Raw genomic sequence first — 17,261 nt, 5'->3', positions numbered from 1 at the left:
CCTTTGTAATTTTATGAATTACAAATCAAATTAAGTAACTGCATTAATGCTTTTTCTTAAATCTTCAAGCCAATTATTAAAATTATCATCTGTGTTAAAACTCTTTATAGCTTCTTCTCTAGAAATTCCTTTTTTCAACAAAGATTTAACTTTTTCTCTATCTATTTTTGCTTTTTCCAGCATAGATTTTTCTAAAATATCTCTTGCTTCATCTGCGCCATTAAAAGCTTTACTTGCATAAAACTTGTATGTTCTTTCCTGATCTATAGCTTCTAAAACAGCTTCTTGTGACTTTTTGGGGACATCCAAAACATCGTTATTATTAATTTTCCCCTCAATAAATTCACTATGATTTGCTTCTTTCTTAACAGGTAAATATCCAGCTGCTATTGAAAACTTAGCATTTCTATCAGACTCTGTAAACCACTTCAAAAATTCTGTAACTGCATATTCATGTCTAGAGTCAGATTTAATCATGACCATACCTGCACCTTGCTGTGGCATATACGCAACTTTTGAATCTTTAAACTTAGGAAGCGGTAAAATCATCGATTCAATTTTATAGTTTTGATCATCATTTGTTATAACTGAATCTGGAAAATACCCTGCTCCAGACGTAGATCCTACTAATGCGATTATATTTCCTACCTTTGCATCATCAGAACGAAATCTGCCATATGCTCCGTAATATCCATTTATATATGGCACATAAAAATTATCCCATAGCTTTCTCATAACCTTTTCATTAATATTAACCTCTAGCTTGCCATTAGTAACCTTGAATATCTCCTCACCCAATTCTTGACTTCCAATTATCATGTAATTTGCCATAGCATCTCTTCCGAAAAACGTTTTCCCGTCATCTTTAGCTTCTGTTTTTCTATCAGTCCAATCATAGTATTTTTTAGCTAAATTTGCGATCCCTTCCCAAGTATTAAACTCACTTATATCTGCGTTTGTTTCTTCGGAAAACGTTTCCCAATCTGTTTTGTTTACTATTAAAATTTCTGTAGATTTAGCTAATGGAAATATAGTTAGCTTATCTTCAGTATCCAATTTTCCTTCATTTATGTAACTGTCTATATATTTATTTATTTCATTCTCTGACATATATTTGCCAAAGTCTGATAAAAGTCCTAACGTCTCTATCTCATAAGCTGTATCTGGATATGCCATAAAAGCATCTGGCATTTTTTCTGCTCCAACTTTTTTCTTTGTGATATCAATGACCTTATCCGTAAGTTCACTTACGCTTCCTTGATTAAATGCCTCAACAATTATTCCTTTGTCTTTACCTACGCTTTTATTAAATTCCTCTACCATTTTATCAAACTGTATTTTTTGTATTCCATTATAATAATGCCATACTTCCACTGCAACAGGATTGTCCTTATCCAGACCATAATTATCTCTTGTATCAATTTTACATCCTGTAAAAGCAATAGAATTTATTAATAACATAACTATTGTTATAGATAATGTCCTAAAGTTTTTTAACATTTTCCCCTCCCATTATAATATTTTCATTATGTACTATATAATTATAGGTTAAAATTCATATAAATTCCATAAAATAATGTAAAAACCATGTATATAAAAGAATCACTTCTACTCGCACATGGTTTTTCATATAAACTATAGTTTTATTTTTCCTCCAATTATTATGCATTTTGAACTTTTGCTATGACCAATTTCACTAGTTTTTATAATTGGAATATTAGAATTTTCTACTATCTCTTTAGTAATTTCCAAAATGTTTGGAACGTGTTTTTCTCTTTCCATTTCACTGAATTCACCAAGAATTATTCCTTTAACTTGTTCAAATACTCCCAGTTGTTTATATTGTGTCAAATACGTGAACATCTTTGGAACGTCACCACCTAAACTTTCTAAGAAAATAATTTTATCTTTAAAATCTGGCATATATTTTGTACCTGCCAGTTTTAATAAACATCGAAGATTTCCTCCTACCACAATTCCTTCCATAGCACATCCTTGCACCCATTCATAATTAAATGTTAAAAGTTTACTTCCATTATCCATAAATGTATTTTTAAATTCTTCCACTTGAACTTCTCTTCTATCACCAATTAAATTCCTTATTTGATATAAATAAGTCTTCATATTTGTTTGAGAATATATAGCATTAATAAGTACAGACAAATCACTATACCCAAAAAATGGTTTCATATTATTTCTTATCGTTTCAAAATTCAAATGATCCAATATGCCATTAGCTAAGTCTCCACCGGATACATCAAAAATCCCCTTAATATCATTATCTATAAAAAAATTCATTAATATTTCAGCTTTTTCTTTATTACTCCCATTAAATACAGAATAATTTTTATATAAATTATCACTAAATACAGGTATAAGTCCTAATTCTTTCAACGCTTGTCCTAGCTCGTTCATCTTTAATATATTACTTTTATCTAAGCCATTTGAACAAGCAACAATTCCTACTTTATCACCTTTACTAAATAATTTCATAAACATTATCTCCCTCTAAATTTATATAGTATTAACGGCAGTAAGTATACTGCCGTTAATATTTTAGTATATAATTTTCATAAAATTTGTACGCTATTAATCTAATATATTTAGACTTTTCTTACACAAGCGTACACTGTGGTATTTGCTAAAGTGCTGCTTTAAAAATCTTTAATATATCATTTTCATCTAATGGCTTAAAAGCATACTTAAAATATGGATTCATAGCCTTTTTTGCCATTAATTCTAACTTATCTTCTTCAATGCCAACTTCCCTTAAAGTACTTGGTATACCCAATTCCTTAAAGAATTCAGATGTCTTTTCTATTGCTTTATTTGCTATTTCAAACTTATCTAAGTTTTTATCTATTCCCCAAACATTTATTCCATATTGAGCAAACTTAAAAACAGTAGTATCGTCTAAAGAATATTTCATCCAATGAGGTGTTAATATAGCCAATCCAACCCCATGTGTTATATCATAAAAAGCACTCAATTCATGCTCCATTGGATGTACCACCCAAGGTGAATTTGTTCCATATGAAATCAAGCCATTAATAGCCCAGCTTGAAGCCCACATTAAATTTGCTCTTGCATCGTAATCCTTTGGATTCTCTATTGCAATCTTACCATATTTTATGCAAGCTCTAAGTAATCCTTCGGCTGTACTATCTTGGATATCCACACCCTTTGTATGATTAAAATAAGTTTCAAATATATGACTCATAATATCAGCAGTTCCAGCTGCAGTTTGATTTTTAGGAACTGAATAAGTATACTCAGGATCTAAAATTGAAGCTTTTGGTTTCATATTTTCATGACCTGTACCCAATTTTTGATTAGTTGTCATATCAGAAATCACAGCATGTGGATCCATCTCAGAACCAGTCGCTGATAGTGTTAATATTGTTACTATAGGCAATACTTCATTAATTTTTTGTGGACTAGTTACTAAATCCCATGGATCTCCTTCGTATTTTACTCCTGCCGCAATAACTTTCGCACAATCTATTGTACTTCCGCCTCCTACAGCAAGAACTACTTCAACATTATTTTCCTTACAAATTTTAATTCCTTTTCTTACTGTTTCAATTCTTGGATTTGGCTCTATTCCTGACAATTCAACATATGATATTGAATTATCATTTAATATTTTAATCATTTCATCGTATAACCCAATTTTCTTAATACTTCCTCCGCCATATGCTATAAGTATTTTATTACCATATTCTTTAATTATGGCAGCAAGATTTTTGATTTGCCCTTTTCCAAAATAAACTTTAGTAGGTATTGAATAATTAAAATTTTCCATAAACGCTCTCTCCTTATAATATATAATTTAAGTTATAATTATTAAAAATAGTAATCCATGAATTTTGTTTCTCATACCTCAATCTATATTATTTTTTCATATCATAATATAAGAATATCAGGTAATAAATCCATGAATATGAACCTTTCCTATAAATTTTACACCTTAGAGTTAACTTTATGTCAAGTATATATATTTATTATTTTGGTAAAATGAAAAACTAACTTCTTGATTGCAAGAGTAAATTCGTTATTAACGACTTTACTCTTGCACTTAACTATATTTATTATGTTTAAAATTTTAAATGTCATTATCTTTTATCATTTTATAAATAATAATTTTATCATCTTTCATTTTTCCATTTAAGATAAATTATTATACCTTGCTTGTTAAATATTAAGATTCAACTCTTTTCTATTCAAAATAAAAAAGACAAAACTCACAGCTTGATTGATTAAACCAAACATAAGTTTTGCCTAGAAATTACTTATAACAATTTATTTTTTAATAGATTATTGCATAACACCGTTCCAATCAAGATAATAACCGCCTACATACGTATTATATGCCATAGATCCATCTGAATTTAAATAATACCAGTTGTTTCCATCGTTTATCCATCCAGTCTGCATTACTCCATTAGAATCCATGTAATACCATTGTCCTCTTACCATTTTCCAACCACTTACTGGAACACCTTGTTCAATCAATATCCATTTTCCATCTGAAGTCTTTCCCCAAAAATCTCCTCTGTTTCCTGTGCTCGGTGAACTGCTTACGATAGCATTTCCTACACTTGTGTCTACAGCAGTTGTTGCACTTGAAGTATTGTCTTTACTTGTTGTATCACTAGTATCCTTATCCTTTGCATCTGGGGTCTGCGTACTTGAAAATGAGTTTTTATAGGAATCAACTTTATAGTTACTTTTGTCTATGTCTTTTGCATCCCATCCTGGAGTTAAATTGTTTAATTCATCTTTAGTATAATCGCTCTTATCCGAACTTGCTGCATAAGTACAAGATCCTTGAGCTAGGAATGCTAATAAGGCTAAAGATAAAATTCTTAATTTGTTATTCTTCATTTTGCTCATCTCCTAGAATATTTAATGTAATTTAATATTTATGTCTCAATTATATTCTTATAATTAATTATCGATTATAGCTATTAACACTTTAGCCTTTTTTATCTCTATTTAACACTACTTAAGCTAATTTCCATTTTCAAGAATCCTAATTATTAAATTCTATCGAATTTTATTTGCTTATATCACTTCTGCTCAACATATAACATATTTATTTAAATCATATATTCATCTAACTTTTCTGATTAAACTTTTTACAAATCTCTATCATATCCTTCTGTGCATTAACAATTTTACCTTCACTTTTAATTTTTGTATAAGAACCATCTTCTAGCAATATCCTACTTTTAACATTATCTTTTATATATAATTCAAGCATTTCTTTAAGTTCCTTTTTTATAAGATTATCTTCTATTACTGTCATAGTTTCAACTCTTTTGTCTAAATTCCTATACATCCAGTCAGCACTTGATATATATGTGTCTTCTTTTCCATTATTATAAAAATAATATATTCTGCTGTGTTCCAAATATCTTCCTACAATGCTTCTCACTGTTATATTATCACTTAAGCCTTTAACTCCAGGTCTTAATGAGCAAATTCCTCTAACTATAAGTTCTACTTTAACTCCAGCTTGTGATGCCTTATATAAAGCTATCATAAGTTTTCTATCAACTAACGAATTCATTTTTGCAATTATTTTTGCTTTCTTTCCATTTTTAGCATGCTCAGTTTCTCTTTCAACTAGATGCTCCAACTTTTTTCGTAATCCGTACGGTGCAATAGTTATTTTACTCATATTTTCAGGTTTAAAATATCCTGAAAGCATATTAAATATAACTGATGCATCTTCTCCATATTCAGGCTTTGATGTTATTATCCCAATGTCTGTATAGAATTTAGCTGTTACATCATTATAATTTCCAGTTCCTAAATGAACATATCTTTTAATACCTTTTTTTTCTTTTCTAACAATCAATAATATTTTACTATGAGTTTTTAATCCAATCACACCATATATAACATGACATCCCGCTTTTTCAAGCTGCCTTGCCCAATGAATGTTATTTTCTTCGTCAAACCTAGCTTTAAGTTCAACTAATACTGTTACCTGCTTTCCGTTTTCTGCTGCTTTTGAAAGAGCAGCTATTATAGGTGAATTCCCACTTACTCTGTATAGGGTTTGCTTTATAGCTAGTACTTTTTCGTCCTGAGCAGCAGTTTCTACTAATTTTACTACTAATGAAAAACTTTCATATGGGTGGTGTAGAAAAATATCCTTCTTGCTTATTTCTTGAAATATATCCTCTTCTTGTAATTCCTTAACTTGCAGACTCTTTATTTGCTCAAACTTAAGTTCACTATATCCCTTAATACTATATAATTTATTTATAAATGTTAAATCAATTGGCCCTTTTATACAAAATATTTGATCCTCCGAAATTTCAAATTCTTGTTCTAATTTATTTATGATCCTGGTATCATTTGTTTCTTCAATTTCTAATCTTACGGCAAGCCCCCACCTTCTCTGCTTAAGAGATTCTTCTATTGTTTCAAGCAAATCTTCTGCTCCTTCTTCATTTAAACTTAAATCTGCATTTTTAGTTATTCTATAGCACGCTGTTGTTAATACTTTAAATCCAAACAATTCCTTTAAGTGGCTTTTTATGACATCTTCCAATAATACAAAGTTTTCACCTATCCCTCCTGGTATAGGAACTAATCTCCCTAAAACTGATGGTACTTGAATTGTAGCAAACAATTCTTGTTCACTCTTACTTTCTTTTAATATAACACCTATATTTAATGTTTTATTTAACAACAAAGGAAATGGTCTACCTGAATCAATTACCATAGGTGTTAAAACTGGATATAATATATTTTTATAATAGTCATTTATAAATTCTAATTGTTCTTCATTTAACATATCATACGTGAAAATTCTTATATTTCTGGAACCTAAGTGGTCATATAAATGCTCATATGTATGATATTGGTCCTTAACCATCTCCCTAACTCTATAAAGTATTTTACTAATCTGTTCACTTGGTGTTAAGCCAGAAACTTCTCTTTCATCAAATCCTGCTTGAATTTGACTATATAATGATCCAATTCTCACCATAAAAAATTCATCGAGATTGGAACTTGATATGGATAAAAATTTTAATCGTTCCAATAAGGGGTTCGTATTATCCTTAGCTTCATCTAAAACTCGTTGATTAAATTCCAACCAACTAAGTTCACGATTAAAAAAATTTTCGTAATTATCATATGTATAATTTTCATCCATAATTATTCTCCTCATCCTATAAGCTAATCATTTTCAACTTAATTTAATTATTTGTAAATATAGTATTTTAAATACACATTGAATAATGTAATATATTTAAATGTATACTAATATAATCTAATATTTTTGTTAACTTTAAGTTAAAATGTTATTATATACAAGTTAACTTTTTATCATATTTTTATATAGAGGAGGAGTGAACAATGAAAAATATCGCAGTTATTGATATAGGTTCCAATTCAATGAGGGTTCTAGTATATGAAATATATAAGAATAATTCATTTAAAATAATTGATGAAGAAAAAAGAATGACAAGACTTGGTCAGTTTATTGATGAAAATGACAATTTATCAAATGAAGGAATAGGTAAGTTGTTAATTACTTTAGAATTCTTCAAGATTTTATGCGAGAAAAATGATGTAGTCGAAATAATTGTAGTTGCTACTGAGGCAATCAGACGTGCAAAAAATAGAGATCATATTTTATCTTTGGTAAAAGAGAAGACTAAATTAGATATTAGAATTCTTAGTGGAATTGAAGAATCAGCTTATGGATATATAACAATCAAAGCTACCATGGATATAAAGGATGCTTTACTTATTGATATTGGCGGTTCAAGCATGGAAATCACTTTAATGAAAGATAAAAAAATACTTAATGGAGTAAGTTTACCTCTCGGCTCCATACCACTAACTAAGCTATTTCCTTTTGATGTGTCAGCAGACAAAAATACTATTTCAGCATTTAAGAAATTTATATTTAATGAATTTGATAAGTTACCTTGGCTAAAGCTTGCTCAAAATTTGCCTTTAATAGGAATTGGCGGAACAGCTCGTTCGATTGGTAAAATTCACAAGAAATTTATTAAATATCCACTTGATCTGCTCCATAATTATACTATGCTTTTTGATGAAGTTAAAATAATTCATGAATATGTTCTCAATCTTAATACGAACCAAAAGGCAAAATTAAAGGGATTACCTAGAGAAAGATCTGACATATTTACCGCACCTTTCTCGGCACTTGTAATGCTTATGAACTATTGCAATTGTCCTGCTTTTAGAATTAGTCAATATGGAATCCGTGAAGGTGTTTTATACGAAAAACTCTTGAATAAAGATCTTGATAATCTTGATATTTTAGATTATTCATTGAACAATATTTTAACAAATAATGACTTAAATATTTCACATGCTGAAAAAATACGTGATTTATCTCTTGTATTTTTTAAATACCTTGAAAAACCAAATTATGAATTTTTAGAATTAGAATATAAACTTCTTGGTGCAGCAGCTAAATTGCATGATTTGGGGATAAGTATTTCCATAAAACATGCTTATAAACACAGCTTATATATAATAATTAACTCCTTAATTTCAGGACTTACACATAAACAAATATTAATGCTTGGTTACGCCATAGCACTAAGCGGTAAATTTGATTACAAATTATCAGATGAATATAAAAATATCCTTAGAAAAGAGGAGATTCTAATATGCAAAAAAATTTCAATAATATTATGTCTTGCTCATAAAATTGATAAGTATTTTTATAATAGCTTATCCGAAGTCACAATTATAAACCAGAAAGATACTTTTAAGTTAACACTTCCAAAGAGTAGTGTTAAATACATGCAAGATAGTTTACCTGTGGAAATGGATGAAAACTTTAAGAAATGTTTCAACAAAAAGTTATCTATTATCCCATTATAGGTTTTACTTAAATATTTATATGATATATTTGCTTTAAAATATGATATAATTCATATAATAGTAAATTAAGTTAAAGTAAAATAAGGAGATAGTACCGTTATATGAAAATTGAATTTGATAAAAAATTATTCAAGTATTCCATATATATAGTTATTACAGCAGTTATACTATATATAGCATTTTTAATTATTTTAAATATGGGATTATTATTTAGATCTGCATTTGACTTTCTAGGGTATTTAACTAATTTAATTAAGCCGCTGATTTTCGGTATCATAATAGCATATCTTTTATATCCTATAACTAGAGGCATTGAAACTTTTCTAAAGCAGAACAGACTATATAAATTAGAGAAGGCATCTACTCGAAGAATTATAGCAATTATGATTACATATGTCTTAATTATTGGTATATTTTCAGGCTTAATCTTAGGAATCTATTTTATGATAGGCGGTCAGATATCAAATAATACTACTATTATAAATATGACTCAACACATTTCCCTATACTTAAAGAGTAATTCCTTTTCAACTGAATCCATAAAAGGGACTTTAGATAGGCTGGATAATTCTTTTATAGATAATATAAAACCTTATATTATTAGCGGAATTATATATTTACAAAGATATGTTGAAAGCAACTTAGGAAATATGACATCATATATAATGTCAATTGGAAGTGGTGTTGCAACATTTTTTATTGCACTTGTAATTAGTATATATCTTCTAAAGGATTCTGAATATTTTATAGCACTATGGAATAAGCTTTATTATTTAGTATTTGGTAAAAGTATTTTAGGCAATAAAATTATTTACGTTTTTAGAGTTGTTCATGAAGTCTTTGCTAAGTACCTGCGCGGTCAATTGCTAGAAGCTTTTTTCGTTGGAGTTTTATCAGCGATAGCACTTTCAATTGTTGGAATAGATTACGCTTTTGTAATTGGTATAATTGCAGGAATAAGCAATATGATTCCATATGTAGGCCCAATTATTGGCACTATTCTTGCTGCTATTATGGGACTTTTAAGTGGTACACCTATAAGAATAGTTTACGCCATAGTTGCTATGCTAGTTGTACAACAAATTGATAATAATCTTCTAGCCCCTAAAATTGTTGGAAATAGTGTAGGTTTACATGCGGTATTTACAATGATGGCTATACTAATTGGTGGCAATGTAGGCGGGTTATTAGGAATGCTCCTTGCTGTACCAGTTGCTGCTTCATGTAAAGTTCTATTTAATAATTGGTACGAAAATTACATAGAAAAGCAAAAGCAGTCATAATTCTTTATGAATTAATTTATTAAAAGAGGCAGTTCAATTGAGTGCCTCTTTTAATATAGTATATATTCTTTCATTTAATTCTTTTAATACACTTTTAGCTACTTTACTATTTTAACAAACTTCTTCTTGCCTAACTTTATTATATCTCCATTTTTAATTGTTATATTGTTAAAATCAGATACTTTTTGCATATTTACATATACTCCACCTTGACTTAAAAGCCTTTTAAATTCATTATAGGATTTTATTAAGTTACTTTTAGCAAGAACTTTTCCAACATCTTCTAACAAGCTACATTCAGAAGATATATTTATTTCAGGCACCTCATCAGGTATATTTTTATTTTTAAATACATTTTCAAAATATTTAAGTGCGAATTTACTTTCTTCTTCTGTGTGATATAATCTTGTTATAATTTTTGCAAGCTCAAATTTGACATCTCTTGGATTTTTGCCATTATCCAACTCTTCTTTAATTCCTCTAATTTTATCTGGATGCTCATCGGTAGCAAGTTCGTAATATTTTATAATTAAATCATCAGGAATTTCCATTACTTTCTTAAACATTATTTCTGCTGATTCTTGTATTCCTATATAATTTCCTAAACTCTTACTCATTTTTTCCTTTCCATCCAGTCCTTCTAATATAGGCATAAATATTGCTGTTTGTTGCTCCATTCCAGCATTTTTTTGTAATGTTCTCCCCATAAGAATATTAAATGTCTGATCAGTTCCTCCTAATTCTATATCCGCCTTTAATGCAATAGAATCGTAACCTTGCATTAGAGGATAAAAAAATTCATGAATTCCAATAGGAGTATTAGAATTATATCTCTTTTTAAAATCTTCTCTTTCTAGCATTCTTGCAACTGTTGTAGTCGCAGCCAGTTTTAAAACTTCTTCAAATGACAGTTCAGATAACCATTCACTATTAAACTTAATTTCTGTTTTATCTCTATCTAAAATTTTGAAAATTTGCTTTTGATACGTTAATGCATTTTCTACTACTTCTTCTTTGGTCAGAGGCTTCCTAGTTTTAGATTTTCCGGTTGGATCTCCTATTTTACCAGTAAAATCCCCAATTATTATAACTGCTCGATGCCCTAAATCTTGCATTTGCTTAATCTTTCTTAATACAACCGCATGACCTAAATGGATGTCTGGCGCAGTTGGATCTAAACCTAACTTAATTATTAAAGGTTTATCTTCTTTTGCCGACTTAATAATCTTTTTCTCCAAATCATCAATGCTAATTATGTCTGCAACTCCTTTCCTTATAATTTTAATTTGTTCTTCAGTATTCTTTCTCATCTTCTTAACTCCTAAATATTTCTTATTTTTAATATAAGTAAGCGTTACAAGATTCAATATTTGCAACAAAAAAACTCTTGTCCTTTAAAATATAAAGGACAAGAGTATAACTCCCGTGTTACCACCTTAATTCATTAATCGCTCACACGATTAACCTCTTCAAGTACGCCAAAATTTTGGTTATACTTTAGCACTATAACGGGTGCAGGGTTCCGTCATCACCTACTCAAAAGAAACTTTTTTCAGCTTGAAGCTCTAAGATGTATTCAAAACCAGCTTCCATGCACCTCTCATCAACCGGTAACTTTCTGTATGGCATCACTAATTTCTACTTATTCTTTTCATTGCTTTTATTGAAAATCTAGAATAAAGAAATATAATAAATTACTTTCCTTATTATGCGATATATTAAATTGTTTAAATTATACAAAAAACTTAAGCTTTTGTCAATATAAACTTTATTGTTTAATTGCTACAGCTATGATATCCATGCTCCATTTGAATCAACTCTATATTTTCCATCAATAACGGAATTAAGAGCCATAGCCCCGCTTCCAGGATAACAATAATACCATTTTCCATTAGAGTATATCCATCCTGTTTTCATTATGCCATCATTGCCTAAGTAATACCAATTATTATCTATTATATTCCATCCAGTTGCATAACGTCCTGTGTTTTCCATAAAACACCACGCAGAATTAACTAAATTCCACTTACCATCTTTATTTGACTTAAGCTCAGATAATAATCCAGCATAACTGCTTGCCTTATTATTCTCATAATTATAATCCTCAGAGCATTCTGGATAATCACTTTCTTTCCATGTAAATCCATCATTTTTTAGAACCTTATCTTGTCTTAGAAAATATTTATTATTTCCTAATGCATCATTATTTGTGACATCTAAATGATACCACTTATTATTTAATTTAACTAAGTTCCATCCATGAGGAACGCCATCTAAATTTCCAATAATAATTTTATTCTCTACACCTGCTAATTTAAGCATTTTATAAGCAGTCATGGCATAACCTTGACATGTAGTTTTTCCAGTTGTCAATGCAGAATAGGCATTATTAGATACAAGACTATCATCATATTCAAATCTATTTATTAAATATTCATTTATTGCCTTGACCTTATCAAAATCGCTCATTCCATCGGTAGTTATAGAATTAACTATTTTAGTTAGCTCTTGATTAATATATAACTCTTGATCTTTAGTTGTTCTATAAGTAACCTTTAATGTTGCTTTATCTCCAACTCTTTCATAGACCATTTTCTCTAGTGATCTCATTAAGTAATCATCATCTTTTGCAATATTTTGTACCACTTCTAATACATCAGATTTATAATAATCAATTTGAAACTCTGTGTCCCAATTTTCTAAATGGTTATATACATATGAGTTTAAATCATTATCTGCTGCAAAAACAGGTTGTCCCATTATTGCTGATATTATTATTAATCCAAGTAATAGATTTCTAATAACGTTTCTCATCAATAAATCCCTTCTTTCTTCATATGAATCCCATTGGAATAATTTTTGTTAATATTATGTTATAAAGCAGCACAATTCAATACTTTCCTCCTTCCCAGATTATTATTTACCTCCCAAAACATATATATCTATTATATCAGAATATTATCAATGATGCTAAATTCAAATATATATTCATAAAAATAACTACCTAAAATATTAAATTTTCTAGGTAGTTGCTAAAACTATTTTATAATTCAAAAGTGCTGTTATCGATCCATTTATATTGTGGTCTTATGACTTTTATATCTTTTACTAATTTATACAGTGCCTCATCTTTCTGCTTGCATTCTAGCATTATATCAAAATCCCTATCTAGAACCTTGGCTTTTTCTAAGAATTCAACAAGATCCTCTGCATTTATATAATCAGCATGTTTTCTATCTTTATCGTGGTCTTTTGGTGTTGAAAAATGTATTTTAGGTGGGAAAAATTCATTATCCCATGTATTAAAAATCTCCTCAAGTAAGTCCTCTATATTTTCACCATTATTATTGCAATTGTGATGGTGAACATCTAAGACCATTGGAAGATTTAAAGTCCTGCATATATCTAGAACTTCCCTTGCCGTATATATTTTATCATCATTTTCAAGAATTAATTTAGATCCTATTTCTTCTGGAATTAGAGAAAAATTATCAATGAATCTGCTTATTCCTGACTCTTTTCCACCAGTTGCTCCTCCAACATGCAAAACCATTTTTCCATGTAAATACCCAAGATTCTCAAACCATTCTACTTGACGCATTAAATTGCTGATAGAATTTTTAACGATCTCATTACTTGCACTATTTAAAACATTAAACTGATCTGGATGTGTATCCACTCTCATGTTATTTTGCCTAATTATTCTTCCAATAAATTCAAAATCCTTTTTAAAAATCTCTCTATGTCCCCAATAACCAACATCAGGATGAGTAACTAGAGGAATTAACGCAGATGTTATTCTATAAAAGTGTATTTGATTATCCACATTATAATTAAGTATTTTCTCTAGATCATTTAAGTTAGATAGTGTTATACTCTTTAGTTTATCTAATTTGTTCTTTTCAGAAATAATTTTATTATAATTTGTAAACGTAACTGTGCTAGAACTAGAAATCTTTTTACCCAACCTCATTGAAATTGCTACATAGCCAAACCTTATTCTCATAATTCTTCTCCTATGTACTTAATATTTCTTGAACATAATAAAAGAACTCCAAAGTGGAGTCCAATTATATGTAAAGAGATTAATGAGTATTAGAGGTTGTATTAAAAGTTAGATTAATATTTAATAATTTAAACTTTTAAACACTCTATTACTTATTATAATCTCATCAGTTATTATTGTAAACATTTTCTTTTAAATTATAACTATTTTTTTAATATCTTTGCAAATTTCTTATAACTATACAAAAAGAAGTTATCTAAAAATAATAAAAATTAATGTTAATCATCCATTATTATTTTCCTATTCTTAGATAACTTCTTTTAACTATTTTAGTCAGAAATTCTATGCTTAAGCCAGTTATTTCCTCTAAGCCTAAAGCAGTACATAAGTCCACGTACAATCCAATCAATATACATAGCAATCCAAATTCCTAAAACACCAATTCCTAGAACAATACCTAAAATATAACCTGCAAATATTCTAAATATCCACATACCTATAAATGCAGTTAGCATAGTATATCTGGTATCACCAGCTCCTTTAAGGCCTGATGAAAGTATGAAAGATATCCCCCAAGCAATTAATGCTATACTGTTGCTTCTAGTTAATGTTGCTGATATATTTATTACCTCTGGAACATTTGTATAAAGAGATGCTAACCATTTTGATATAGGTATAAAAATCAATCCCAAAGATACTAAGCAAATAGTACCAAACTTAGTCAAGTATATTAATGTACTCTTTGCACCTTTAATATCATTTCTCCCTACATACTGTCCCACAAAAGTTGTTGCTGCTAAACAAAGTGAATTTCCCGGAACATTTATCATTATAGCAATTGATGATGAAATTGCATTGGCAGCAATAGATGCTGTTCCCATTGTAACTATAAACATCTGAACTATTAATTTTCCTGCATTAAATATCACTTGTTCCATGCCCGCTGGAATTCCTATATTAAATATATTTTTCTGTATTTCCATATCAAATTTAAATGGAAATATATTTTTTAATTTTATAATTTTACTTCCTCTAAATAAAACTAACATTATAATTAAAGTACCAATAAGTCTAGCAATTGCAATTGCTACTGCCGCACCAGCTATCCCAAATGATGGTATGTTCAATGCATTAATTCCAAATATCAATGTATATCCTAAAGCAATATTTATAAGATTCATAAATATTGTTATTTGCATAGGAGTTTTTGTATCTCCACATCCTCTGAGTATACCATTAGCAATTTGTTCTATTGCTATAAATGGATACGTAAGCAAAGTAAACTCCAAATATAGTTTTGCATCGATTTTAACTAATTCTTCTGCTGAACCATAAAGTACATTAATTAATTTAATCCTGAAAATCCACAAAAGCAATGTTATAATTAATGATACTAAAATACCTGATACAATAGCTTGTTTAGCTGTTTCATTTGCTTTCTTAGGTTTATTTCTTCCTATCTGCTGCGCAACCACTACCGTTGCACCAACTGATAAAGCTGCAAAAAATGATATGAACATATTGTTTATAGAATCAACCATTCCTATTGCTGATACAGCTTGTTCACCAATATGTCCTGCCATCATTGTATTACATGTACCTAATAACATAACAAATGTTTGCTCTATCATTATAGGTATTGCTAACTTTAAAACATCTTTTCTTATTAACACACAATATCCTTCTTCCTTCTAGTAAAACACCCAAGTTACTAGTTTTTTCTGTTAACGTTAAACAAAAATTAAAGCTATATATTTATAGCTATTACCCTTGTCCATTTTCAATTCACATTATATATCTTCATATTCGTCTTTATATCACTCCTCGCTGCTCCAACAATTTAATGCTCATATATTCAATAATAAATTCCATCTTCCATAATGTATTCTAATACACGCTATCCCAAAATCAATAATTTATAATACATTTTTTATAAAAACACGCAAATAGAATGACATATCGTTAATATTTCATAAACATATATCATTCTTTCTTTGATATAAAATTTTTATAACTATTTATAATCTTATCACTTATTACTAAAAATCACCACCTTACTCTACATACTTTATCACTAAAATAAGGTATGTAGATTATTCTTCTTTTGACTAACACTTGTTTTTATTAATATTCTGTGCAATATGAATTAATTCATAAAATTTCTTACATTTCTTTCGAGGCTTTTTAATATATATTCTTTAACCAAATTTCTACATTTAAATTGCGTATGAGTATTTCACTTACTAAAACTTTAAATATAAATTTATTACATCAATATATACGTATTAATTATTATGTTATTTTATTAAATCTATTTACATAATCTCTTATCACTTTTAGCACATAAGTTTCTCTAAAAATCCAGTTTGGAATTGGTTCTACTCCTGATGATATTATTTTTTCATTATTATTAATAGCATCTTCTATTTGTATCCACTCTGGCCTAAATTTTAATTTAGCCTCATATGGATCCAATTTTTGAGCTTTCCTTACATTTGATACTTCTGCTAAGTAATAGTAAGAGATCATCTTAAAAACTCTATTATTAACATATTTATCTTTGCTTCTTTCTGTTATAATTCCAAGTTGATCACCAATTTTGCTGCAAACATATCCAGTTTCTTCTTCCACTTCTCTTTTCAGAGCATCTATATGCCCCTCATCCTTTTTCATTCCTCCTCCTGGAAACTTATAATCCTTATTCTTGGAATGTACCATTAGAATCTTTTTATCCTTTATTATTATTCCTCTTACTGCTTCCCTAAAATTGATTTTTTCGATTGAATCACTTACTTTGTCTATTTCAAAAAGTTTGTTGAACATAATATTCATTTTCTCACATCCTTATTCTTCAAAATTCCCTATACCATAAATAATTTATCTACTAAATCTTTGATTTCGCCCAGATATTGTTAAAATAATAATTAATTTAGTTAGCCATTAATGATGTTTTTTATATTTTTTACTATTTTACAGAAAAATATCCTTAAATAAATTATACTTTAATTATCTATTATTGTAAAAATTTATTAAAAATTTAAACCCACAAAGTTTTTGCAAACCTTGTGGGCCATATTTGAATT

General features: G+C 28.6%; 12 protein-coding genes and 1 other annotated feature. Of the genes, 2 read left to right on the top strand and 10 right to left on the bottom strand.

Going from position 1 to position 17,261, the window contains the following annotated elements; translation table 11 throughout:
- Window positions 1-30: 30 nt before the first annotated feature.
- The 5 genes from AXY43_RS00235 to AXY43_RS00215 all read right to left on the bottom strand — a co-directional run bounded on the left by AXY43_RS00235 (window position 31) and on the right by AXY43_RS00215 (window position 7,177).
- Window positions 31-1,500 carry an extracellular solute-binding protein gene (locus AXY43_RS00235; protein WP_105410749.1) on the bottom strand — a complete coding sequence of 490 codons (1,470 nt, stop codon included), beginning with the start codon at window positions 1,498-1,500 and terminating at the stop codon, window positions 31-33.
- 135 nt (window positions 1,501-1,635) lie between these two features.
- Window positions 1,636-2,493 (bottom strand): S66 family peptidase, encoded by an 858-nt coding sequence (locus AXY43_RS00230; protein ID WP_105410748.1) that lies wholly within the window; start codon window positions 2,491-2,493, stop codon window positions 1,636-1,638.
- A gap of 148 nt (window positions 2,494-2,641) precedes the next feature.
- Window positions 2,642-3,805 carry an iron-containing alcohol dehydrogenase gene (locus AXY43_RS00225; RefSeq protein WP_017213095.1) on the bottom strand — a complete coding sequence of 388 codons (1,164 nt, stop codon included), beginning with the start codon at window positions 3,803-3,805 and terminating at the stop codon, window positions 2,642-2,644.
- Window positions 3,806-4,317: 512 nt separating this feature from the next.
- A complete protein-coding gene (locus AXY43_RS28345; protein WP_023976524.1) occupies window positions 4,318-4,887 on the bottom strand; it encodes a cell wall-binding protein in 570 nt (189 codons plus the stop codon).
- Window positions 4,888-5,119: 232 nt separating this feature from the next.
- The gene (locus tag AXY43_RS00215) at window positions 5,120-7,177 is read right to left on the bottom strand and encodes an RNA degradosome polyphosphate kinase (RefSeq protein ID WP_105410747.1); all 2,058 of its coding nucleotides are present in this window, start codon (window positions 7,175-7,177) and stop codon (window positions 5,120-5,122) included.
- Window positions 7,178-7,380: 203 nt separating this feature from the next.
- Between AXY43_RS00215 and ppx the strand changes: the two genes are divergently transcribed.
- Both ppx and AXY43_RS00205 read left to right on the top strand, forming a co-directional pair.
- On the top strand, window positions 7,381-8,889 hold the full coding sequence (gene ppx / locus AXY43_RS00210) for an exopolyphosphatase (protein WP_023976525.1): 1,509 nt from the start codon (window positions 7,381-7,383) through the stop codon (window positions 8,887-8,889).
- A 101-nt stretch (window positions 8,890-8,990) separates the two neighbouring features.
- On the top strand, window positions 8,991-10,172 hold the full coding sequence (locus tag AXY43_RS00205; protein WP_023976526.1) for an AI-2E family transporter: 1,182 nt from the start codon (window positions 8,991-8,993) through the stop codon (window positions 10,170-10,172).
- 98 nt (window positions 10,173-10,270) lie between these two features.
- Here AXY43_RS00205 and tyrS read toward each other — a convergent pair whose 3' ends face one another.
- From tyrS to AXY43_RS00180, 5 genes are all read right to left on the bottom strand, one after another.
- A complete protein-coding gene (tyrS, locus tag AXY43_RS00200; protein WP_105410746.1) occupies window positions 10,271-11,482 on the bottom strand; it encodes a tyrosine--tRNA ligase in 1,212 nt (403 codons plus the stop codon).
- 91 nt (window positions 11,483-11,573) lie between these two features.
- Window positions 11,574-11,836 (bottom strand) — a binding site (T-box leader).
- A gap of 124 nt (window positions 11,837-11,960) precedes the next feature.
- On the bottom strand, window positions 11,961-12,986 hold the full coding sequence (locus tag AXY43_RS00195; RefSeq protein WP_105410745.1) for a transglutaminase domain-containing protein: 1,026 nt from the start codon (window positions 12,984-12,986) through the stop codon (window positions 11,961-11,963).
- Window positions 12,987-13,215: 229 nt separating this feature from the next.
- Window positions 13,216-14,178, bottom strand: coding sequence for a UV DNA damage repair endonuclease UvsE (uvsE, locus tag AXY43_RS00190; protein WP_105410744.1), 963 nt, complete (start codon window positions 14,176-14,178; stop codon window positions 13,216-13,218).
- A gap of 329 nt (window positions 14,179-14,507) precedes the next feature.
- Entirely contained in the window at window positions 14,508-15,851 is a 1,344-nt protein-coding gene (locus tag AXY43_RS00185; RefSeq protein ID WP_105410743.1) for an MATE family efflux transporter, read from the bottom strand.
- Between the two features lie 619 nt (window positions 15,852-16,470).
- A complete protein-coding gene (locus AXY43_RS00180; RefSeq protein WP_105410742.1) occupies window positions 16,471-17,010 on the bottom strand; it encodes an NUDIX domain-containing protein in 540 nt (179 codons plus the stop codon).
- Between the last annotated feature and the right edge of the window lie 251 nt (window positions 17,011-17,261).

This window comes from Clostridium sp. MF28 (assembly GCF_002969175.1).
In the GTDB taxonomy this organism is placed as follows: Bacteria; Bacillota; Clostridia; order Clostridiales; family Clostridiaceae; genus Clostridium; species Clostridium beijerinckii.
Note: the sequence above shows the minus strand (reverse complement) of the source record. Positions and strands in the feature narration are given on the sequence as shown.

Coding starts and splice junctions, on each gene's coding strand:
- AXY43_RS00235 (WP_105410749.1), bottom strand. CDS start 1,500: ATGTTAAAAAACTTTAGGACATTATCTATAACAATAGTTATGTTATTA.
- AXY43_RS00230 (WP_105410748.1), bottom strand. CDS start 2,493: ATGAAATTATTTAGTAAAGGTGATAAAGTAGGAATTGTTGCTTGTTCA.
- AXY43_RS00225 (WP_017213095.1), bottom strand. CDS start 3,805: ATGGAAAATTTTAATTATTCAATACCTACTAAAGTTTATTTTGGAAAA.
- AXY43_RS28345 (WP_023976524.1), bottom strand. CDS start 4,887: ATGAAGAATAACAAATTAAGAATTTTATCTTTAGCCTTATTAGCATTC.
- AXY43_RS00215 (WP_105410747.1), bottom strand. CDS start 7,177: ATGGATGAAAATTATACATATGATAATTACGAAAATTTTTTTAATCGT.
- ppx (WP_023976525.1), top strand. CDS start 7,381: ATGAAAAATATCGCAGTTATTGATATAGGTTCCAATTCAATGAGGGTT.
- AXY43_RS00205 (WP_023976526.1), top strand. CDS start 8,991: ATGAAAATTGAATTTGATAAAAAATTATTCAAGTATTCCATATATATA.
- tyrS (WP_105410746.1), bottom strand. CDS start 11,482: ATGAGAAAGAATACTGAAGAACAAATTAAAATTATAAGGAAAGGAGTT.
- AXY43_RS00195 (WP_105410745.1), bottom strand. CDS start 12,986: ATGAGAAACGTTATTAGAAATCTATTACTTGGATTAATAATAATATCA.
- uvsE (WP_105410744.1), bottom strand. CDS start 14,178: ATGAGAATAAGGTTTGGCTATGTAGCAATTTCAATGAGGTTGGGTAAA.
- AXY43_RS00180 (WP_105410742.1), bottom strand. CDS start 17,010: ATGAATATTATGTTCAACAAACTTTTTGAAATAGACAAAGTAAGTGAT.